The following is a 20,807-nucleotide window of genomic DNA, read 5'->3' as shown; positions in this document are numbered from 1 at the left end:
CCCAATCTCTGGAGTTGGTCCAATGAGCGGTCGGGGAGATAGGTAACAGACATGCAGCGGACACGGCTGCTAAACCAGGTCGCAAACCTCCTTGCGTCGCAGCGTGCCGCAAGCGACGCGATCAATCGAATGGGGTCGGCATGAGACTGAACACCATCCAGTTCCCGACCGCGTAGCCGCCTGTCCTGCCGATCAGGTCTTGACCATCGACGCCTGGGATCAGTCCTGAATGTTCTTGGAGACCACTACGTTATGAGCCGCAGCCGCCGCAAAACACCCATCGTCGGGCACACGACCTGCGGCAGCGAGCGCGAGGACAAGAAGCTCTGGCATCAGCGCTGGCGCACCCGTGAGCGCACGGCGCTGACCAGCGCGTCGCCCGAAGCCCTGAGCGCCCATCTGCCCCTGCTGGAAAACCAGGCCAGCAGCGTCTGGTCGATGGGCAAGGATGGCCGCTCCTACTGGCCCGTCAAGCGCCAGGCCGCCACGGCGGATCGCATCGCCAATCACAAGGGACGCAACCCGCAAGAACGCGCCTCCCTGAAAAAGCGCCTGCTGCGCAAGTGGATGAGCAAATGAAGCTCTCCTTCCATCAGCACATTGCGCTGTTCTGGATGATCGGTGCTCCGGGCGTCTTCGCGCCCGTGATCGAGAACGCCAAGCGGCCCGATGCCGGCGCCGTCATGGCGTGGGGTGTCGCGATCGTGGCGGTGATGATCCTCTTCACCCCTTTGCTGCTGCGCTGTCCACCATTCCGGCGCTGGTATGGCCGGACGGATGCGCTGTCGGAGCGGCAGCGCCAGGCGCTTGCCGAGCGCGGCCTGCGCCGCTACTACCAGACCGCTTTCGATGACGGCTACGTGCCCCGCGTGATGCCCTACGTGTGGCGCATCATCTGGACGGTCGGCGGGTTGATGGCTGTGACCGCCGTACTGCCTACCAACACCGGACGGCCAGCCTTCGATGCCTTGGTGGTCTTCTCGACCTGGTATCCGATAGGCGTGATGCTGCTGGTTTTCGCGTCGAGGCCCCTTGGCCGGTTGATTCGCCAAAGAGCACAGGAGCGGCGGAAATGAGCACGTCAACCATCGAGGCGCTGGCCAGCGCCTGGGCAAGGATTGCCGAGGAAGCGGAATTCCCCGCTGACTACGAGGGGACTGCCACACCACAAGCGCATCGGGCTAGCGAAGCTATTCAGGAGCAGATTCGGGAGCGCATCGTCGCCACCAACGACATGCGGCTGTTCAGCCTGCTGCACCTGCTGAGTCAGGCGTCGCTGCGCATGGAGCAAGCGCTGTGGCCGGAGGATTACGAGCGGATGACGCGCGAGGTTGAGGAAGCCCTGCGGCAAGCCACCGACGCCAACGCCAGATCGTACACCCACGAAGAAGTGATGCAGGCGATGCAGGAACGCATCGACCGGGCGCGAGACAAGCCATGTTGATTGGCTATGCGCGCGTCTCGACGCAGGATCAGAACCTGGAGCTGCAACGCGAAGCCTTGAGCAAGGCCGGATGTAAAAAGGTCTTCGAGGACAAGGTGAGTGGCACGCGGGCAGACCGGCCTGGCTTGGCCAAGACGCTCGAAATGCTGCGCGAAGGCGATACTTTGGTCGTCTGGAAGCTCGACCGGCTGGGCCGGTCGGTCAAGCAACTGGTCGATCTGGTCGGCGATCTGCACAAGCACGGTGTCCAGTTCAGGAGCCTCACCGACTCCATCGACACCGGCACACCATCCGGGCGGTTCTTCTTCCACGTCATGGCGAGCCTTGCCGAAATGGAGCGCGAGCTGACCGTCGAGCGCACCCGCGCCGGGCTGGAAGTCGCCAAGCAGCTCGGCCGCAAAGGCGGCCGCAAGCCGAAGATGACCGACAGCAAGATCGAGTCGGCCAAGAAGCTGCTGGCCAGCGGGGTGCCGCCCAAGGACGTGGCCAAGAACCTCGGCGTGTCCATTCCGACGCTGTACCGCTGGGTGCCAGCCTCCACGCACGCTTAGCGTGCTTTATTTAATGAGATGGTCACTCCCTCCTTCCCGGTACTATGCTGAGGACAGGCTTTCATTCGGAGAACTATCATGGAAAACATTGCGCTCATTGGTATCGATCTGGGTAAAAACTCTTTCCATATTCATTGCCAGGATCGTCGCGGGAAGGCTGTTTACCGTAAAAAATTTACCCGGCCAAAGTTGATCGAATTTTTGGCGACATGCCCCGCTACAACCATCGCAATGGAAGCCTGTGGCGGTTCTCACTTTATGGCACGCAAGTTGGAAGAGTTGGGGCATTCCCCAAAGCTGATATCACCACAATTTGTCCGCCCGTTCGTTAAAAGCAATAAAAACGACTTTGTCGACGCCGAAGCTATTTGTGAAGCTGCATCGCGTCCGTCTATGCGTTTTGTGCAGCCCAGAACGGAATCTCAGCAGGCAATGCGGGCTCTGCATCGTGTCCGTGAATCCCTGGTTCAGGATAAGGTAAAAACAACCAATCAAATGCATGCTTTTCTGCTGGAATTTGGCATTAGCGTTCCCCGAGGAGCTGCCGTTATTAGCCGACTGAGTACCATTCTTGAGGATAATAGTTTGCCTCTTTACCTCAGCCAGTTATTGCTGAAATTACAACAGCATTATCACTATCTTGTTGAGCAGATTAAAGATTTGGAATCCCAGTTGAAACGAAAGTTGGACGAAGATGAGGTTGGACAGCGCTTGCTGAGCATTCCCTGCGTCGGAACACTGACAGCGAGTACTATTTCAACTGAGATTGGCGACGGGAAGCAGTACGCCAGCAGCCGTGACTTTGCGGCGGCAACAGGGCTTGTACCTCGGCAGTACAGCACGGGAGGTAGGACGACATTGCTGGGAATTAGTAAGCGAGGTAATAAAAAGATCCGAACTTTGTTGGTTCAATGTGCCAGGGTATTCATACAAAAACTGGAACACCAGTCTGGCAAATTGGCCGATTGGGTCAGGGATTTACTGTGCCGGAAAAGCAACTTTGTCGTCACTTGTGCTCTGGCAAACAAGCTGGCCAGAATAGCCTGGGCCCTAACGGCACGACAGCAAACTTATGTAGCATAACGGCAGAAATACACCGGTTTAAAGAATTACTGATCTGGTTTTGCGAATACTGATATTGATGATACTAACGGCCCACCGGCCTGTTGAGGAACCTGTAAAACGGAAAGGCTCATTGAAGCCGTATATTTTCTGGAGGTTCATCAGGCGCGGAACTCATCAAGGCGCGGGAATAAAATCCCATTCAGACGCCGGATAGATTCAAGCAAGCCAACTTGTCGTCAAAATCGGTGTTGCAAAAACGGGAGTGACCATAGATTCCGTTTTCTGAGACGACCCCGATCAGTATTACGTTATCCCACTCCAGCCCCTTGGAACCATGCAGTGTGGAAAGGATGAAGGGATCGCAGTCAGTAGCAGCCTCGCCTGGATTCAAGATAAGGTTTAAAAACGTGCGGGAATCGATCTTACTGGAGTCAAGTAGCTCCCCGATCCTCACGACCCCTCGTTGCTGGTCGTTCGATCCAGTGCGAGTTACACCCTCAGAGCCAACACTATCAATGAAACCCTCCATACTCAGGCGTCGTAACACATCGATAGCAGGCGTTTCCTCTCCGTCTTTCTGGCAGATAGTGGCGAGCCTGCCCAGCCGATCTTTTTGGTATTGTGCGCCCTCGAATAACTGACCTAGAGCAGACCATAGGTCGGCGTGCGGAGCCATCAATCCACTGAGCGCCGCTTTGAATTGCCCTTTCTGCCATCTAAAACCAGCCTCCTTCAGAAAGCCGTAAACAATCGCTTGTTTGTTGGGATGGTTTTCCAGTAGCCGCAGATCGCCGTACACAGACAGCAAGACGCCAACTACCAGTATCCCGATTTCGGTGCGGGTGTGTAATGCGCTTGAACCATTGAGGTAGCGATAAGGTAGCCCACACAGGCGTAAAGCAATTTCCGCCTCAGCAAGGTTCGCCTTAGTGCGGGACAATATGGCTTGTGTTCCACTGCTCACCGAGAGGTTTGATAGCACCTTGGATAGGCAGTTATCAAAGTGCAATCTGACCTCTGTTTTGGGGGTGCTAGGATGACTGACACAAAGCTTGGTCAGCTTTGTAGAGTTGCGCCGAATTACCGAGTTAGCCATCAAGGAAAGCTCATGGCCAAATCTGAACGTGCATGACAGTTGAAACACCTTCGTATTCGGGTAGTGCCTTTCAAACAGTCCGCCGATAAAGTCTGGTCGAGCACCACGCCACTCATAAATACACTGGTTAACATCACCAACAGCCATAACCGACGTATCCGACTTAGATAGCAAGCGGGTCATGTCATGCTGTATCAGGTTAACGTCCTGATATTCATCAACAATGATGTGCTTGAAGTGGGCACCAAGGCTGCTGTCATTACGCAACAGTGCGACAGCCTCAATCAAACAGTCATCAAAGGTTCGCAGACTGTTTTCCTCCAGCAGCTCACAATAGCGGCCATAGGCGTGAATAAACTCCCGTTTGATGTTGCTGAACGTTGGATCATTGGCAGCATCAACAGGAGTTACGGCCGCCGCCCGGCAGCGAGCAATAAACAGCTCGAAGTTTTCAATTTCATTGGGGTCAATATAATTCGCCTCATGGTCAAAGCCATAGCGGTAGGCTTGCTTTACCAGTTGCTCATAGCGGTAGTCGCTTGGAGTAATGAGGTCTTTCTTCTTGATTATCTGTTGGCGTTCTCCGTAACCAACAATCTTTAAGGCCAAGCTGTGGAACGTGCGGATTTCTGGAATCACGCTCGACATCAGTGCCGTCTTCAAGTTCTCCGTGAAGCTCACCTGCGCCGACTTGTTGTACATCAGGATCAGAATGGAGCGAGGATCAGTTCCCGTCTTGACCAGCCGCTCAACGCGCTTTACAAGTGTGGTTGTTTTCCCGCTACCAGGTACGGCTTTTACCAACGCATGTCCGGTGTCATGGCTGACAATACTTTTCTGCTCCCAAGTCAGTCTTTTGGTCATGCCTTAACCTTGTAATTGGCGCACTGACGGGCCTCGGTGTAGGGAACGATCTTTGCCTTACTGTGACATTGCAGATAGCCATCCTCCCATCGGCCTGCTTGCTCGCACATAATGCAGTTGGGAAATAGTGAATGAGGATCGGCGTGACGGATAAAAGCTCGTAAGTTATCAGCCAGCTCAGCGGCCCCTAACGATCTAGGCCATGTGTTCACGTCAGAATTGATTGTTAAATCCACTTCAGCGAGCGGCATCGTTTGTTCGTTGAGTCGGCCGGAACCACTTAAACTCCAGACAGACATATCCACGTTACCTACTGAGCAGACGCCGCTACAGGTGTCCACAGATTGAAACGGGGGAAGCCAGTTGAATACTCTCAGGATCTTCTCCTTGATCGAGTAGGCCCCGGTAAGCAACATCTGAATATCAGAGGCAGATTGGACCTTAAACTCAAGAATCGGGATACCGGCTTCGATCTTGTCTTGAGAGCAGGGGTGTGTGACACAAATCTCTACGTAGCAACGCCTTTCGCCAGTCGTATCATACAACATCACGTCTGGTCGCAGCCCTGTGACCTTATCGTGTTTTTCCAGCTCTGCCTGATCGAAAAATTGAGTCAAGTTGTAGCGTGCAGGCACGGATTTTACGCACTGACGTGCTTCGTCTCTAACCAAGGCTAAACGAGAACCATTACAGGCAACCCGGCGCTCCAGCTCAAGGCTAATAGGCATTTCACGGCTGAGAGCTTGTTGGTAGCGATAGAAGAATGCTTCTTTGCCGCACTTGTGAAGATAGGTTTCAAGGGCACAGCATTCTTCCGAATGGCGAAAGTGCTTAGCGTTGAACTCGCCCATTACCGGGGTCAGGGGGCTCTTACAACCTGGGCAGGTGTAAGTATGTGAGCGCAGGGCAGCGCCAATGTGCGTGAGGGTGCCCTCGCCGTCTAGCGCGTAAGCGTATTGTATTGAGCTGGATTGAGTTGTCATGACTGCGTATCCTCCCAAAAAAATCCAGCTAAGAACAGACCTTACGGCAGGCAAATGGTAAGTAGTGCTTCTTGAAGCAGTCGAGTGTACAGCGGCTCAGTGAAAAAGCTAATCGCCCGCTCAACAACCTAGTGATACTGGTGCAGATTCGACAATGAGTTAATGCCCGGAGAGCATCTGCAAGACTTCTAGCTGGAAGGCATTCCAACCAGCCCTCGCTTCTGAAAAGCCGTCAGGAAACGGTAAAATCCAACCAAGTGAGCAACTTCACTTGATCAAAGATCTAAGGCTAGAATGATGGAATTCCAACCTTAGTTTGCAAATAGCCTAAACATATAACTTCCTCTGAGGATTTAAAAGAATTCTCAGATGTCTTGAAAGCTACTTTTTAAACTTTCTCATTCTGAGAAGCATATTTAATTTTGCTGCGTCTGCTCGTGCTGCTGCTACAGAAAGGGCTTTATGCAGTGAAACTACCACGACAAACAAACAGAACATCGACCAGAATCCATCCATTTCGTTTACCTAATCGTTGAGGTTTTTATTCGGGATATCTGGCTAAATAGGACTACACAGATACCCAGTTAAACCCCCCGCTTACATAACACTCCGGTTCCTCACCAGACGTTTTATTCTATCGCGGTCTGTGGTTATCAGAAGCTGCATAAACCGGTTATTTAGTCCGTTACGCGAAAATTATTGAGGATCCGGGCTGTTAAACTGTTCTTCCTCTTTCGCTTCCGGAGAAAAGGGGAGGTGTCACCCTGCGGCCGGGTAGTGAAAGGGATTTGACGTAATTCAGGCGAAGGGCGAACAAGACCGCAAAGGACGCCCGGGCGACCGGATACCTGCCGGGTTGTGCGAAGTAAAAACCGGAAGCAGTGATAACACAAACAGGCCCCTACAGCGTAAGGATTGTGATGGACGATAAAGAGCAATTTACGAATCTTGTGGCAAAGCATGCCTCCGGACTCACCGAAGAGCAGCTGGCCGGTTACGATGCCTGTTCCCTGGATGGTGAATGCGTCACGCCTTCATACGAGGTTTTCCGGGGGTATCGTACCCGCCATACCCTGGATGAATTTCTGGAGATGGCCATATCGCTGAATGCCATCCACCCGGATGAATATTTAACGGATATGCTGCTTAAGCCTCATGAGGTGATCGGCGCTCTGGCCGATGAAGGCGACCAGCTGAACAACGCCACCCCGGTTTATTTCTTCCCGGATACCGGCGTCTATGCAGCGGCCGTCAGTGAAACCCGGGTGCTCGATGCCTGGCTTTGCTGGCCATGCTACCCGGCGAACTGGTAACGCGGCCGTTGGAATTGCACCGGCAGGATACGAATTTAACCGACCCCGTGGCGGGAAGGTTATCACAATTGCATGTCCTCATCCCTCAAGCCCCCTGCCAGGCCTCAACGTGCTGTCAGGCTTCGCCTGATTCCCGATCTGCGCCGGTACCTAAGCCGATAACTTATTGTTTTCTTTTTATTTCCTCCCCATTTCCTCAAAAATCGCGGGCGGCGTGGACAGGGCACCATTGCCGCATGTGGGGTCTTAATGAGGGCAGGGTGGTCAGGTTTGCTCGATGCCGGGGGTAGGCCCCACCCCTTATGGGATGAGGACATGCAAATAAGATAACTATATGAAATGACGGAGGTTGCTCAGATGGTTGTCGCGTCATATTTAAGTTGTGTCACTTATGATCGTATGCATCTGATTGCAAGGAGGAGCGATGAGACAATAAAGTTGTATCGCTAACATTAAAGTTGTATCGCTATTTTCGTGTCGTGACATTAAAGTTGTATACTTACAGCTCTTCAAAGATTTAACTAATTGAATATATAGAACTTTGCTGAGTAAATAGATAGCTGAGGATTTTAGTGACAGACAGGGAAGGAAGATAATTTGTTGTCGATGGACCTGACGAATGTCTGACTGCCTGATTTACGGTTACTACTCTGTTTGCACTCCGTTGCCCTCGCCGGTTGGTTCAAGATCATACGTTGAGCCAGGTACACCGATAAATGGATTAATGATTTCATGTACATTGCCGATAATTTTGTCTGTTGCTCTCTAAATAGAGGGCGTCATTGACCTACGCTGTTGTGCATACCCGTCCGGGGGAGCGGCAGTACCATAGAGGGTCAGACTAATCGAATTGGCGGGAAATCACCCAGCGCATTTATTTGCCCTGACTTGTTCAGCAGACATAACTTCGGTCGTATGACCTGGTGGTTACCTGCCTTCTGAAGGAGAAGTTAAAATGCTTGAAAACTACGTTTGCAAAATCTATGTGAGTGATAATTCAAACCCTAGTTCATTTCGCGAAGCAACGGCATTTGGCTTCGATGACGGTACGAGTGCACACCTTCTCACCGCAGCCCATGTTGTGACGGATGTTCTTGGCAAGAAATACCCCAGCAGCAACAACCAAAAGCTTTACGTAATATTCCACAATCATCTCGGACCAGTAAACACCATCCCAGTACCTGTTGAATTCATTCTTAAGGACTGTAATGACCAAAGCAACTTTCAAGGCAATATGCCGTTTGTAGATAGTGCGAAAATGATTTTGCCATCTGGAATGAAACAGCCTGTATCACATTATTTTAAACGCCGTCCCCCCGTCGGCAACATGCAAACATTTGGGGTCGGATATCCATTGGGCCAGACTGCACTTTCAACGGTCCTTGGGAAAATTCAAAGTGTCACTTCCTGCTACTGCGCTAAACACTCTAACCAGCATTGCACATCTCGTTTTGAAATTTCGCATTACAACAAGCAAGGATGCTCAGGGGGGCCCTATATCATATCTGATGAAGGTGAGTATTATGTTATAGGTAGTCTCATTGGTGAAATTCATCCAGGTCCACCTCCAACCCTGTCAGTTCAGTCATCGACCGATTTTTAGCACTACCAGTTTTCGACGGTGCCCGGCTGGATAATTTTCGGGGCCGGGCAATGCGGTGTCAGCATTTACTATCAGCAAAACGCTTTGAATCTGACCACCGTGAACTGGAAAGTGCACCAATAGTAAGTCATGATTTCTTCATCACTTTTATGGTGCTTTTTTTCACCTACCACACAGCAAGTTATGAATACGAGGCCTGTAATGGACGCTACCGAAACTGAAGAGCTCGAAAAAATTCGCAAGAAGGCAATGGATGAAGTTACAAGTGCTCTTCAGGCGCTTGAAAATAAGTTCCCGGGTATTACTGAGGGCGCAGCAGCATTGGCGGGGTCAGGCGTAGGCGCTGCGGCTTCCTTCGGTGCTCTCTATACGCTTGGTACAACGGGAGTGTCAGCAGCAGGCATAACCTCCGGGCTCGCTACAGCAGGGTCTATCGTCGGTGGTGGTATGGTTGCAGGCATTGCGGTATTGGCCGCACCTGTAGCTGTGTTAGGGATTGGCGGGTACGCGATAGTGAAACACAAAAAAAATACGAAACTGACAGCCGCCCTCAGTCAGGCCATTCAAAAGCTCTATGAAGTACAGGAAAGGTTAATGTCGAATGCGGAGTTTTTTAAGGCAGAAATTGCTGGGATCAAGGCAACAATCGACATGCTTACTAAGAAAGCTCCAAAAGGTAGCCTGGTCGCGGTGAGGTAAACACATGAGTCAGTCTCCTTATGATGATGAGCTCAGGGCCATCCGTTATATTCAGCTCCGTGGTCAGGATATCACGAACGCTCACGAGACAATTAACAGTGATATAGAGAGCCTTAAGGCACAGTTGACCGGGCTAATCAGCGGCACTGAACTTGATGAAGCGGAGCATCTGGCGCTTAAAGAACATCATCTGCGAGAAATGACCCCCTCAGATACTGCCATGCATTCTACTGGTCTCAAGACCATATATAGCGAGGCTAACCAGCGTGTATGCGGTGATATTGGACTGGCCACAATACTCTCCACGGATGACCTGGCTGTCGTAGATGCCCGGATCCAGAATCATATTAAAGAATTTAATGATCGCTACGCACTCGACGCCTGGGATTATGCTATTGCCTGCGGATGCGGGCTCATAGCATCCATGCTGGATTTACTTTGCGTCAGAGCCCCGCCAAAACCTACGGTGAGCTTTACGACAGAAGTGGATGGTATTTTCAATAAACAGGTGCAGAAAGCCTTCAATGCCATTTTGCCGGAGGACCTGAGTACAAAACTCTCAGATTTGTTCCCTATAGGGGCACCAGACAGTTCGATCAGCAGCGATTTAGTGGGTGCAGCCGGTGGCGTTTTGTCTCCCACAAATCACCGCTTAAGAGCTTTATCACACGACCCCATACTGGGCATTATTTTCGGCATAAAGGATATGCTGAACGGGACCTGTACGGTGGTTCAGAATGGACAGATCGTGGTTTATCCTTCCAGTAAAGGCGTTACCGACGAAACCAATATTTTCAGGCTCATCGCCAGAATGTTTGGACACCTGGCATCGGATGTTAATGCCCCCTCAGCAAAAGGAAACCGTGGCATGGGTTTACCGGCTCCTTTTATGGGGTTACTTCGTATGCTTGAGGGGATCCCTGTGGGGAGTTCTAACTTCGGCAAACAAATAGAGTACATGTATGTCAACGGGTATGACTTTCGTCAGTTTATCGTGACAAGTATTCCGATGACCATAATGGAAGTTTTGATGCGGGTTTTCTATGTGGCGAAACAGGTATCGCTGGGAAAAGGAGCTTTTGGGGAGACCTTACTGGATACCATGCCTTTGCGGCTAAATCCGCGCTTCCGGATGATGCTTGCCCTGGGTTATGGAACTTCCAGTGCTGTTAACGCAGGTAAAATGTATATTACCGGCAATATTCTCAATGCGAATTACGCCTCCTGGATGGGGTTAGCCTGGAATGGTTTTCACTCACTCAAGTGGTCCCTTTATCAGCGACACTTAAAGCTTTGGGCCGGTATTGAAAAGGCGGAACTGGAACGGCTTCAGAACAATATAGACAGCATCGAGGCATTGACCATCAGAGCAGGAAACTTGCCAGTCAAGTAACATTCACCGAAGCACCTCTGGAACCCCATAGCCCACCAGCTGCTAAAAATGTCTGCATTTGCTTTTAATTCTCTCTCTGCCTCCTCCCCGAGGCAGAGAGTAGGTCATAGTTACTTATACAGCTAACAACAGGGGCCATAAGATACTCCGCTTCTCGTTTACCGATGAACCTGACCTGTCAGCTCTCTTACCGGATGCTGTTCGAGCGTAACGGCTTATTATCGATAGTTCTCTCATATCAAACGTCATAAAGATCTATGCTGCCACTTAGTAACAGCCTAAAAGTTGTATTCTATATTTAACAGCTTTTAGGCTGTTAATTTGATATTACAGCTTTTAGGCTGTTAATTTGATATTACAGCTTTTAGGGTGTATGTTTAGAAAACAGCCTGCAAGGTGTATCAGAGGAAACTACCGAGGCCAGCTTATGATCAATAATGAATACCCGTTAAACACGCTCAACCAGCTGCGTCCCTTGCTCATTGGTTTTCGCAAGGCGAATGGCCTGACGCAAAAAGACCTGTCCGAAAGGTTAGGCGTCACACAACAGACATACTCACGTCTGGAAGCCAACCCTGCCAGTGCGAGCATTGAACGGCTATTCAAGGTGTTTTCCGTCCTAGGTGTAAAAATCAGCTTCTCCTCGACGGCCACCTCTTCAGATAGTAAGCAGACGGAAGAAACGCTTAAATCAAACTCACCTGCACGACAGGAGAAATGGTAACGATATGAGCCGTAAACAGCAGCGTCTGGCAATCTGGATGAACGGAATCAAAGTCGGATACTGGGAAAAAAGTAAAGGGGTTGACAGCTTACAATACCTTCCTGAATGGAGTGCTGACGAACAGGGAAGGCCGCTGTCATTGTCCATTCCTTTTACTCCCGGGAACCAGGTCTGGCGTGGAAATGTGGTACGTGACTATTTTGATAATTTACTCCCGGACAGCGAAGGCATACGCAGACGTCTGGCAATGCGTTACAAGGCCGATAGCCTGGAGCCTTTTGATCTGCTGACGGAGCTGGGAAAAGACTGCGTGGGCGCGATACAGCTGCTTCATGACGGAGACGAACCCACAGATTTATATTCCGTGAAGTATCACCCTCTTACTGAATCAGAAATTGCGGCAACTTTGCGTAATACCACGGAGACATTGCTACCGGGCAGGCCAGAAGATAACGACGACTTACGTTTATCGATTGCCGGTGCTCAGGAGAAAACAGCCCTACTGTGGCATGAAGATCGGTGGTGTATGCCGGAGGGTAATACACCAACGACGCATATATTCAAGCTACCGCTCGGACTTGTGGGGAACATGAAAGCCGACATGAGCTCGTCGGTTGAAAATGAATGGCTCTGCTCGGTACTTCTCGAACAGTACGGGCTCCCCGTGGCAAGAACGCAGATTGCTCACTTTGAAGATCAGAAAGCGCTGGTGGTAGAACGTTTTGACCGAAAATGGTCAGGAGACGGACAATGGATCATTCGTTTACCCCAGGAAGATATGTGTCAGGCCCTGGGCGTTTCGCCATTACGAAAATATCAGGCGGACGGCGGGCCAGGTATATCGGAAATTATGGAAGTTCTGAGTAATTCAGACCGCGCTGAGCATGACAAAGCGCAGTTTTTTATGGCGCAGATAATTTTCTGGATGATGGCCGCAACAGATGGCCACGCTAAAAATTTCAGTATTTCTATTGGGCCACAGGGACGATATCACCTAACACCACTCTATGATGTGTTGTCGGCATGGCCGGTGATCGGTCATGGGAACAATCAGATATCCTGGCAGAAGTGCAAACTGGCGATGGCCGTACGTGGCAGTAGCAACTATTACCAGATATATCGAATACAACGACGCCACTGGATCAGACATGGTGAGATAACCGGCCTGAGTAAACAGCAGACAGAGGCGATGATAGAGGAAATCATCGCCAGAACCCCAGGTGTCATTGAACGTGTTAGCGGGCTTCTTCCGGACCAGTTCCCCCAGCAGCTTGCGGAAAGTATTTTTGATGGAATGAGGCAGCAATGCAGGCGCCTGGCTGAGAAATAACAGCCGCAATTTATAGTGGGCATGTTTTCAGAATAGCTGATGTAAGCGTGAGGATTCAGTATGACTGAAGAACAAAAAAGAATAGAGCGGGCTATTGAGTTGGCTTGTCGTTACGGCGGAACCGATGAAATGCATCATCTGCAATGGGTGGTGGATCAGATGGTAAGAGAACTGGCTGGAGAACGTTATGCTCAAATTGTAGCTGATGCCACCAGCGGAGAAGATGGGCCTGATACTTACAAATGGAGTGTTGGGATCGCGCCTTAACAGCTGTCGGTCTGGGGGTGAAAACGTATTCTTCATTCAGCGAATTCCCAGGCTTCACATTAAGACTAAAGCGGCGGCCGCAGTAACGTAAGAGAAAATAAATGGCTATTTTAGCAATCATTGCAGTTATCGCCCTGGGTGGGTACGCCTACGGATTTATTAAAACCCGTGAGCTGAGCGCTTTGCGTAAAGAAATGAAACTATACGTGGATCGCATGGAAGCGGCGGAGCTGGACTTACACGCAATCAGAAGTGTAGCGGAGCACCGGTTGCACGGTGCAGGTAAACAGTTTGCCGACCTTTACAGCCGTATCGACGGTGCAACTGTGACGCTGACACCCGAAGATCAGCTGTTACTGGCAACGATGCCATTTAATATTCAGGATGTAGAAGACATCGTAAACGAGCGCGGTCCAAAGACAATTAGCGGCCGTCCATTCTGGGAAGTTGAGCCAGGCCCGCATGACTATGAATATGGCCCGCAATATCCGTATTTCCCAGACCAGCGCTAGGAAGAGATCAAGATGAGAGAGCCAAGACCCCGCCATACCTTGCAGGTCATTCGAGTGCCTTCTCTGGAGGTTCAGGATCTGGGGCTGACCAGCTTTGACAGCTGGCTTGACGAGAACGGTTATGACAAAACGAATGCCAGAAATAACCGTACCATCTGGGCGAGAGAAGGCGGATGGCATCTGAAACGTTGCAGAAATCTGAAAACCGGCACGGACGATTTCTGGTTTATCGCTTTCGATGGTAAAGGCGGAAACATTTACCCGCTGAAAACCCAAAGAGACTACCGGGCTGCATATCGTAAGCTCGAAGCCGAAGGATATGCGCCTGCGGTTATCGAGCAAATGACCACAGGCGCAGCATATAACCTGGCCTATCCACGTTCCAGCCTTAAACAAGCTGAGACGGCCACCAACGAGCCGATGCGTAAACCTGACGTAGATATCATGGGTGAGCACTGCGAGCGTATAGTGACGCAACGTAGTGGCGTGGCACAGGGTAAATTCAAAGCTCTGCTCATCGAGAATTTCGCGGGCCGTTGTGCGGTAACCGGTTGGGTTAATGGCGGTGTCCTGGATGCGGCACACATTGAACATGGAACCCGGTACAATCCGTCTAACGGCATCCTGATGACACCGACAATGCATGCGCTGTTTGATGCCGATCTCATGGGCATAGATCCGGCCACCCTGACCGTTCATTTTAAGCCAGGCATTGAGCTGGGCGAGCTGTTCGAAGGCCGTAAAATCACACCGCTGGTGTACGATCTGGACTTAGAGCGGCTGGCCGTACGCTGGGCAGGATACCAGGGCCTGGCTCAGGAACAATGATGGTTACAACCAGGATGGGAGAAAACCCGTCAGTGAAACCTGCATGCGCCATACCTATAAATTTAAACTCAAGAGCCAGGCTCAAGATAAAACCGAAATGAAAAGGTAAAAACCGGTGCACCAGATCTCTTAGGTTTAATACCTGAGCCCGTATACTGGCAGGCGCAGGCGTGTGAGTATTATCCAGTCCATACATCTCCACACAGTGTTAACCGCAACATTTAAAGTTTAATAAGGACGGTTTCAATTTTATGAATAAAGCAGCGTTAGTGATGATTATCGGGATCCTCGGATGTGGTAAAGCATTTGCAGCCACTGAATTACAGCTCCAGCAAAAACGCGTTATGCATTTCTGTGCCAATGCCAGCCTTCCGTTGTTGATTGCCGGTACAACTTATGCGAATACGTCTGACAATGGACGACCAGAAAAAGAAAGAGTGGCAATCCTGAAAAATGCAGTTGTAAGCTCGACAGCTTATTCAATGGCATCTCCCGGAGTTCAGAGGGCCATGATGAGTGTGGTGGAGGATATTGCCGATCCGAAAGAATTAGCTCTTCATCAAAAAGAGGTTAGACGTCTTGGGGCTAGTTATCTTTCTGACAGCGGTGTTACATGGGCTTCAAAAACCGTTTCACCATTTACAGCCTGGTGTAACTTTAACCGTTTCGAAAGTTAAGACTGGCGATGCGGTTCCTGTTCAGGAAAGTTACTTTCCGTGCGGGGACCGTAAGATACAGATAAAGCTTAAGGCCTTTGAATTTCTGGAAAGCATTTGAAAATTTCATTGCGCTTGTCTGATATGAAACAGCCCCTGCATTTCTGCAAAGGCTAAAAGAGTGTGTACGGACTTTGGAAGGAGTGATGATATACGCCTGAGCCATCCCATCACCGCAGACAGGGTAATTAACCCTGACTAAAGCTTTCACCTATTCCGTCGCTCGCAAGCGGCTTTCGCACACTAACGAAGGTATGGCCTTTCGTCGGTGTTAAATTTTTCAAACTTTGCTTACTTTGTCAAGGAAGGTGACAGCAGTAGCATGCACAACTACTTTAATCTGCATGAATAATAAGGTAGAACCGGCCAGTGAATGAATGCTTACCCTGAAATCAGGCGGACAACCTTCAGGAATATTGATAGCAAGAGTGAATCTCTCGCTGCGGCGATAACATTTCGCCATAACCCTGAACGAGAGTGGTTCATCCATCATATACAGGAGCGTTACATGCGCAAATTTAAGTACATAATCTGTCACCAGTGCGAAGGCCACGGGACCATGGAAAACCCGGCCTTTGAAAATGGATTCACCCAATCAGAAATGGCTGAGTGGGAGCCAGAAATGCGTGAAAAGTATTTTGCCGGAGCATTTGATGTTCGCTGTGACGTTTGTGCCGGTGACGGTAAGCTCAGCGTACCAAACGTAGCGGCTATGTCTTTTTCAGAACGACGGGTTCTGGCAGCACGGCGGCGTGATGAGCGTCTTCAGGCAGCTGATGAACGGCTGTCCCGCCAGGAACGAGCAATGGGGTACTGAGGTGCTACAGCAAAGATGAAAATGACGAAGCCAAAACCGGTAAGCCGGAAGAAAAGACCGTTTATTAGTGAGCTTGCAGAGCTGGGTTTATCGGGAGAAATTCTTTCAATTCGAACTGACGGCATGCAGGGGACGCTCATACCCGATCTTACCGCAGGGGTGAGTGAAGCAGGCCGTGTGAAAACCGGCAACTGGGTAATCTCTGACAAGAGAACCTTCGACCATGTCGTTTTGTGTGTTGAAAGACAAGATGAGAACCATGATGTGTTCGTAGGTAAATTCATCCAGTTACATGTAGCCGCTAATAAGAGCCTAAAGATCGTCGAAATGGGCGATGTGAAACTGGTGGCCATAACTAGCTCGATTCCTACCACTTTTAATGGGGGGATTAGGAGATATAAAGGGGTTACGTATGTGTCACTTTCCCAAACAGCTCAAACCACTATCGACTTCCCGAAGCGTATCTACAAAGAGGGCCAGGAATGTACTTCTGTCACCAGTCCTGACCAAGGCCCTTTCGCCCGGGATGTTAGGTTGAATTGCTACGGGCGATGTGTTGTCACCGGCGTAAGGTCCCCCTGGCGTACTGAGGCCGCGCACTTAACGCCCCGTCATGAAGAAGGCATTCCCGACGTAACGAACGGAATTTTACTTCGCCGTGATATCCATACACTGTTCGACAATGACCATTGCGCCATAAACCCTGACACTATGAAAATTTACTTCAGCCGGGAGGCTCGGGAGTTGGATGATGATCTCCTGAAATGGCATGGGAATGAGATAGAGACGACACGCATGCAAGTTCCGGTTAACATCGAAAACCTTCGGATACGATGGCAAAAATTTAAGGCTAAGGATCGTCAGCGTAAATAAAGCCATAAGCTGAACCACGGCGAGGATTAGTCTTGTTCACTAAATGACAGCGAGAGATTAAATGCAAACCCAAAAAGAAATTACAGTTGGCCAGATCTGGGAAGAAGTGGATCCAAGACTGATCCGGAAAGTGCGAGTTGTTGAGGTGGCCTCGTTAGAAGGGCCCAAAGGCATCCTAATCGAAAACGTGGAGTCTGGTCGTAAGAACTGGGCGTCGTCATCCCGCTTTAATGGAAAGCGTGGAGGGTACCGTCTTATTTCCTGACGGTTTTGCCAATATGGGAAACTGAAGAGGTTGAAACCATCCCGGTGAGGGAGCGTATCTGGTAAAGAAGAGTCTTTAAAAAGGTTTTACGCGACCTGGGATAATAAACGGGAAAACGAGACACAAAAAAAGAATACAGCGATGATAACGATAAGGAATGGTAAGGGCTTCAATATTTTGAGAAATGACCGGGCTTCCTTTGCATCTGCATTTCTAATCAAACTGTCCACATAGGGATCACAGCTCTTAGGTTCTGAATTTTTCATATTTTCTGTACCTGAAAATTGATTCCGTATGAGAAAAGGCCACCGAAGTGGCCTCTCTCAAAACTGGTGGCAAAAGTTAGATCAGGAAATCATCAAGACTTTTACCGGCTGCAATTTGTTCTGCCAGAGCTTTGGGGGTACGGCCCTGTCCAGTCCATGTTTTTGTTTCGCCATTTTCATCAGTAAATGAGTATTTGGCCGGGCGTGGCTCACGGCTTTTCTTGGGAGCCGTAGATTTGGCCTGGAATGAGCCCAGCAGCTCTTCCGGGTTGATACCATCTTCTTCCATTAACTTACGCAGGGCGTCAAGTTTCTCCTGACGAGCTTGCAGTTCGGCAGCTTTGGATGATTCTTCCTGACGACGCTCATCAACAATGACATTAAGCTTTTCGAGGATTTCCTCAAGTACTTCTAAAGGCAGCTCGCGGCCCTGGGCGCGAAGAGTACGAATATTGTTTAACGATTTGAGTGCTTCAGACATACGACCTCACTTTCTAATTCTTTGATAAGGATTTACTTAATCATAATACACTCTATAAGGAAAAAGATGCCAGCTTTATGTCTTCAGGTACAAAGATATCTTGCTAAGAATACTCCTTATCTTCCTTTTGCAGACTGATTCGTGCATTCGATGTTGTTCATGAGTCTTAAAATCTGCTCACTGTTTAGGGTACTCATGCTGTAAATCATCAAGAAGGAAGCGCAGAACAATATAAGCAACCGGAAAAGGAAACCATGCCAGTGACAGTCCATATATGGAGGAGATAAACACAGGGTAATTTAACTCACTTACAAAATTCGCATCATTGTATTGTTGAATCGAAATGGCAGAAGCAAAAATCATAATTAAAGTAAGAAAAATCCACTCTAGCCATCTCTTTTTATAACAAGCATAAGCGAAAGCTGAAGGGTAAAAAATAAAGCAAAAAATCCCAGCTGCAATTACGTTCATAAAAGTTACTTTTCTGCTAGCGCCTTTATTTTTCGGATGCAGTATCATGAACAACTGCCATGACATTGATGATTGGCTTTCTTTTTCTGAAAAACCTTCCGCGCGGCAAAGTTTCTCCCGCTTTGAGACGATAAAGCCAGAAAACATAAGCCGGAGGAACATTGCTGTCAAAAATATCAGAACAAGTTTGAACTGAGATGCCTACTGTATTGTCTTTCCTCATCTCTTTAAAAGTGCCTTGCAACGCAGCAGATAACGTCATTTTTAAGAAACCTTTTTTCTGTTTGAACGTACAGACTTGACTTAGCTGGCTTGACTGTAATGCTTGCCACTAAAGATCCCTCGTTCTGAGGATGCAGGCACTACAAAGTTACCGTCAGGTCTAATCATACGAGTTTGGATGAAATTTTTTCCGGATTTGTTTTTTTCAACCAGGTACTCGATCTTCCATTCTTCTTTGACGGGACCGGATGACAAATGAACTAGAACCGGTACTTTTTTACGCGTTCTATCCAGAACAATACAATTTGATTTATCCGTATCAACGCTTCCCTGAAGAGTATTCAAAGAGCAATTATCATATCCCTCAACCGGAACTGCATTACCTTGGATATCAATTTTGAATCCTCCAGCTATTACAATTTCGGGTGCATTATCATTGAAAGTCTCGTCATAAGCTGCATCAACTACATCGCAGGCAGTAAGCGCAAGTGACGATGCGACAGTAAGACACAAGAAAGAGAATCTGTTTTTGAACATATTTAAGACCTTTTATAAACCTAAAAATACAGGAGAATTGTATCATTAACAGGCTAGTTCTAACGACTACCACTTTTAAGTATGTATTGAGCCAGTTTTATATTCAGGCACACCATATTGCACTCCAGGTCTTTCATCATTCTTGAAGAACTCTTAATTAAGTATTCTTCAAGTGGGCCAGCATATGCCCCTGATGTCACGATCGTTAGTTGCGTAAGAGGATGAGTCAAACTCTCGATGCCCTTCAGGATGTCATTCTGGACGGCAGCAATATAAACAGGCGAAGCCGCAATCAAATATTCATCATTCGGACTGGACTGCATTAACTGGCTTATAGTTGCGCAACGGTTATGCTTTCCTAGTGATTTTGTAAGGGCTTTCCACCAGAGATCATGCCTGAATGGTACTTGATGAAATGTCGCCTCGTAAGAGGGCACCCGATCTCGACTATTTAAAAACCCCATCCCGGCAGAGATTATCCACAACTCCAGATTTCTGGTTGAGTTTAAAATTTCCTTTGCCGTAGACCAGTGATTACCTGAATACAAGGACAACGCCGGTACCGCCTGATTACTTCTGGCGTCGTCTACAATGTTACTCCAGGCATATGCTGCGTCGTCCGGAGTTTGTTTTGGATCTATGTCCAATGTCGACCAGACGTGGCCCTGATGATTCTTGCCCTTTGTACAGGAAGTGATTAAGTGTACTGAGCGTTCAGAGATCATTATCTACCTTACATACCCATAGAACAGCTTTCTAAGAACGGTGGGTTCGCCTGAAAATTACAAATCAGCCCCTTTCACGGCATCATTTTGATTCTTCCCATCTGCCCCCAGTAAGATGACCGGTTTTCTGCATGGCAGTGTTATTCCTAACAAACGCAACACAAAACCACGCCAGCCAGAGCAAATTTTTTCATTTGCTGCGTAAAGCCTATTGTTTTCTCTTTTAAGCTTCGCCCACTCGTTACAGAGGGTAACATCATCAAGCGCTGTTATATGCTTCGCCTCACCTTCGACGATAACGGTATGAATACCGTATGCTGTAAATCTCATTCTGTTTTCCAGAATCCAGTTGCGGTATTCGTTGAGTCCACCTTCGGAACCGGTAGCTCTGCGCCACATTTCGATTTGCTCGAGTGATGGGTCAAGTGTATTTGTCATTGAAGCCTCGTCTCAGCGATAACGCATGTATTAGCCCGCTTTGATCATCATGTAATAACCATCTGTCTGGCGATTTGATTGTATCTTACTCATAGTGCCCTACCTATAGGTTAAAAAGGAGCATTTTCGCTTTATAGCGTGTTCAACAGCATCAATCCTCGCAAGAAAGGTTGGCTTATTAAGCCAGTCCATCATTTTCTGTATATCTCTCATCAATTTTTATATCCGGCCTGGAGTGCACCGTTCAAGCACACCGATCAGACAGATTGTCACTAGTTAACTCTTTACTAGTGACTAAATTCCATTGATATACGTGACAACGTC

The 20,807-nt window shown here is 49.0% G+C and carries 25 protein-coding genes; 17 read left to right on the top strand and 8 right to left on the bottom strand.

The genetic code is table 11. From position 1 onward, the window contains the following. Positions 1-252: 252 nt before the first annotated feature. The 5 genes from FHN83_RS01430 (at position 253) to FHN83_RS01410 (ending at position 3,078) form a co-directional block, all read left to right on the top strand. Positions 253-579, top strand: a complete 327-nt coding sequence (locus FHN83_RS01430) for a hypothetical protein (RefSeq protein WP_003100858.1) — start codon at positions 253-255, stop codon at positions 577-579. Then, the gene (locus tag FHN83_RS01425) at positions 576-1,076 is read left to right on the top strand and encodes a hypothetical protein (protein ID WP_003100856.1); all 501 of its coding nucleotides are present in this window, start codon (positions 576-578) and stop codon (positions 1,074-1,076) included. The genes FHN83_RS01430 and FHN83_RS01425 overlap by 4 nt, the downstream gene beginning before the upstream one ends. Continuing rightward, positions 1,073-1,444 (top strand): hypothetical protein, encoded by a 372-nt coding sequence (locus FHN83_RS01420; protein WP_021243030.1) that lies wholly within the window; start codon positions 1,073-1,075, stop codon positions 1,442-1,444. The genes FHN83_RS01425 and FHN83_RS01420 overlap by 4 nt, the downstream gene beginning before the upstream one ends. Next, on the top strand, positions 1,438-1,995 hold the full coding sequence (locus FHN83_RS01415) for a recombinase family protein (protein WP_003100847.1): 558 nt from the start codon (positions 1,438-1,440) through the stop codon (positions 1,993-1,995). The genes FHN83_RS01420 and FHN83_RS01415 overlap by 7 nt, the downstream gene beginning before the upstream one ends. A gap of 78 nt (positions 1,996-2,073) precedes the next feature. Continuing rightward, complete coding sequence (locus FHN83_RS01410) at positions 2,074-3,078, top strand: IS110-like element IS4321 family transposase (protein WP_000427623.1); 1,005 nt, start codon at positions 2,074-2,076, stop codon at positions 3,076-3,078. A gap of 181 nt (positions 3,079-3,259) precedes the next feature. Here the strand turns inward: FHN83_RS01410 and FHN83_RS01405 are convergent, their stop codons facing one another. Both FHN83_RS01405 and FHN83_RS01400 read right to left on the bottom strand, forming a co-directional pair. After that, complete coding sequence (locus FHN83_RS01405; protein ID WP_031942310.1) at positions 3,260-5,020, bottom strand: ATP-dependent helicase; 1,761 nt, start codon at positions 5,018-5,020, stop codon at positions 3,260-3,262. After that, entirely contained in the window at positions 5,017-6,003 is a 987-nt protein-coding gene (locus FHN83_RS01400; protein WP_000211823.1) for a hypothetical protein, read from the bottom strand. Before FHN83_RS01400 ends, FHN83_RS01405 begins: the two co-directional genes overlap by 4 nt. Positions 6,004-6,923: 920 nt before the next feature. Here FHN83_RS01400 and FHN83_RS01395 point away from each other — a divergent pair. The 12 genes from FHN83_RS01395 (at position 6,924) to FHN83_RS01335 (ending at position 17,078) form a co-directional block, all read left to right on the top strand. Beyond that, a complete protein-coding gene (locus FHN83_RS01395; protein WP_000341066.1) occupies positions 6,924-7,316 on the top strand; it encodes a hypothetical protein in 393 nt (130 codons plus the stop codon). A gap of 955 nt (positions 7,317-8,271) precedes the next feature. Continuing rightward, complete coding sequence (locus tag FHN83_RS01385; protein WP_008786873.1) at positions 8,272-8,919, top strand: hypothetical protein; 648 nt, start codon at positions 8,272-8,274, stop codon at positions 8,917-8,919. Between the two features lie 201 nt (positions 8,920-9,120). Continuing rightward, entirely contained in the window at positions 9,121-9,618 is a 498-nt protein-coding gene (locus FHN83_RS01380) for a membrane protein (RefSeq protein ID WP_008786874.1), read from the top strand. A 4-nt stretch (positions 9,619-9,622) separates the two neighbouring features. Continuing rightward, positions 9,623-11,011 carry a hypothetical protein gene (locus FHN83_RS01375; protein ID WP_008786875.1) on the top strand — a complete coding sequence of 463 codons (1,389 nt, stop codon included), beginning with the start codon at positions 9,623-9,625 and terminating at the stop codon, positions 11,009-11,011. A gap of 430 nt (positions 11,012-11,441) precedes the next feature. Beyond that, positions 11,442-11,735, top strand: a complete 294-nt coding sequence (locus FHN83_RS01370; protein ID WP_024143029.1) for a helix-turn-helix transcriptional regulator — start codon at positions 11,442-11,444, stop codon at positions 11,733-11,735. Between the two features lie 4 nt (positions 11,736-11,739). Continuing rightward, the gene (locus FHN83_RS01365; RefSeq protein WP_020833823.1) at positions 11,740-13,065 is read left to right on the top strand and encodes a type II toxin-antitoxin system HipA family toxin; all 1,326 of its coding nucleotides are present in this window, start codon (positions 11,740-11,742) and stop codon (positions 13,063-13,065) included. Positions 13,066-13,125: 60 nt separating this feature from the next. Next, on the top strand, positions 13,126-13,332 hold the full coding sequence (locus tag FHN83_RS01360; protein ID WP_000134171.1) for a hypothetical protein: 207 nt from the start codon (positions 13,126-13,128) through the stop codon (positions 13,330-13,332). A 101-nt stretch (positions 13,333-13,433) separates the two neighbouring features. Further along, on the top strand, positions 13,434-13,844 hold the full coding sequence (locus tag FHN83_RS01355) for a hypothetical protein (RefSeq protein ID WP_000985911.1): 411 nt from the start codon (positions 13,434-13,436) through the stop codon (positions 13,842-13,844). 12 nt (positions 13,845-13,856) lie between these two features. Next, positions 13,857-14,672, top strand: coding sequence for an HNH endonuclease signature motif containing protein (locus FHN83_RS01350; protein ID WP_024143028.1), 816 nt, complete (start codon positions 13,857-13,859; stop codon positions 14,670-14,672). Positions 14,673-14,923: 251 nt separating this feature from the next. Beyond that, complete coding sequence (locus FHN83_RS01345) at positions 14,924-15,349, top strand: hypothetical protein (protein WP_020833821.1); 426 nt, start codon at positions 14,924-14,926, stop codon at positions 15,347-15,349. 547 nt (positions 15,350-15,896) lie between these two features. Next, complete coding sequence (locus FHN83_RS01340; RefSeq protein ID WP_001224686.1) at positions 15,897-16,205, top strand: hypothetical protein; 309 nt, start codon at positions 15,897-15,899, stop codon at positions 16,203-16,205. A 15-nt stretch (positions 16,206-16,220) separates the two neighbouring features. Continuing rightward, positions 16,221-17,078, top strand: coding sequence for an HNH endonuclease signature motif containing protein (locus FHN83_RS01335; RefSeq protein ID WP_020833820.1), 858 nt, complete (start codon positions 16,221-16,223; stop codon positions 17,076-17,078). 607 nt (positions 17,079-17,685) lie between these two features. Here FHN83_RS01335 and FHN83_RS01325 read toward each other — a convergent pair. From FHN83_RS01325 to FHN83_RS01300, 6 genes are all read right to left on the bottom strand, one after another. After that, positions 17,686-18,090, bottom strand: a complete 405-nt coding sequence (locus tag FHN83_RS01325) for an H-NS family nucleoid-associated regulatory protein (protein WP_020833818.1) — start codon at positions 18,088-18,090, stop codon at positions 17,686-17,688. 177 nt (positions 18,091-18,267) lie between these two features. Next, complete coding sequence (locus FHN83_RS01320) at positions 18,268-18,561, bottom strand: hypothetical protein (RefSeq protein ID WP_024143027.1); 294 nt, start codon at positions 18,559-18,561, stop codon at positions 18,268-18,270. Positions 18,562-18,586: 25 nt separating this feature from the next. Continuing rightward, positions 18,587-18,823 carry a hypothetical protein gene (locus FHN83_RS01315; RefSeq protein WP_024143026.1) on the bottom strand — a complete coding sequence of 79 codons (237 nt, stop codon included), beginning with the start codon at positions 18,821-18,823 and terminating at the stop codon, positions 18,587-18,589. A 41-nt stretch (positions 18,824-18,864) separates the two neighbouring features. Beyond that, positions 18,865-19,320 carry a hypothetical protein gene (locus tag FHN83_RS01310; RefSeq protein ID WP_020833816.1) on the bottom strand — a complete coding sequence of 152 codons (456 nt, stop codon included), beginning with the start codon at positions 19,318-19,320 and terminating at the stop codon, positions 18,865-18,867. 59 nt (positions 19,321-19,379) lie between these two features. Further along, positions 19,380-20,045, bottom strand: a complete 666-nt coding sequence (locus FHN83_RS01305; RefSeq protein ID WP_139563071.1) for a hypothetical protein — start codon at positions 20,043-20,045, stop codon at positions 19,380-19,382. Positions 20,046-20,102: 57 nt separating this feature from the next. Then, entirely contained in the window at positions 20,103-20,483 is a 381-nt protein-coding gene (locus tag FHN83_RS01300; RefSeq protein WP_049827792.1) for a hypothetical protein, read from the bottom strand. Positions 20,484-20,807 lie beyond the last annotated feature (324 nt).

This window comes from Leclercia adecarboxylata (assembly GCF_006171285.1).
GTDB classification, from domain to species: domain Bacteria; phylum Pseudomonadota; class Gammaproteobacteria; order Enterobacterales; family Enterobacteriaceae; genus Enterobacter; species Enterobacter barmai.
The sequence above is the reverse complement of the archived record's forward strand: the minus strand, read 5'-3'. Positions and strand labels throughout refer to the sequence as shown.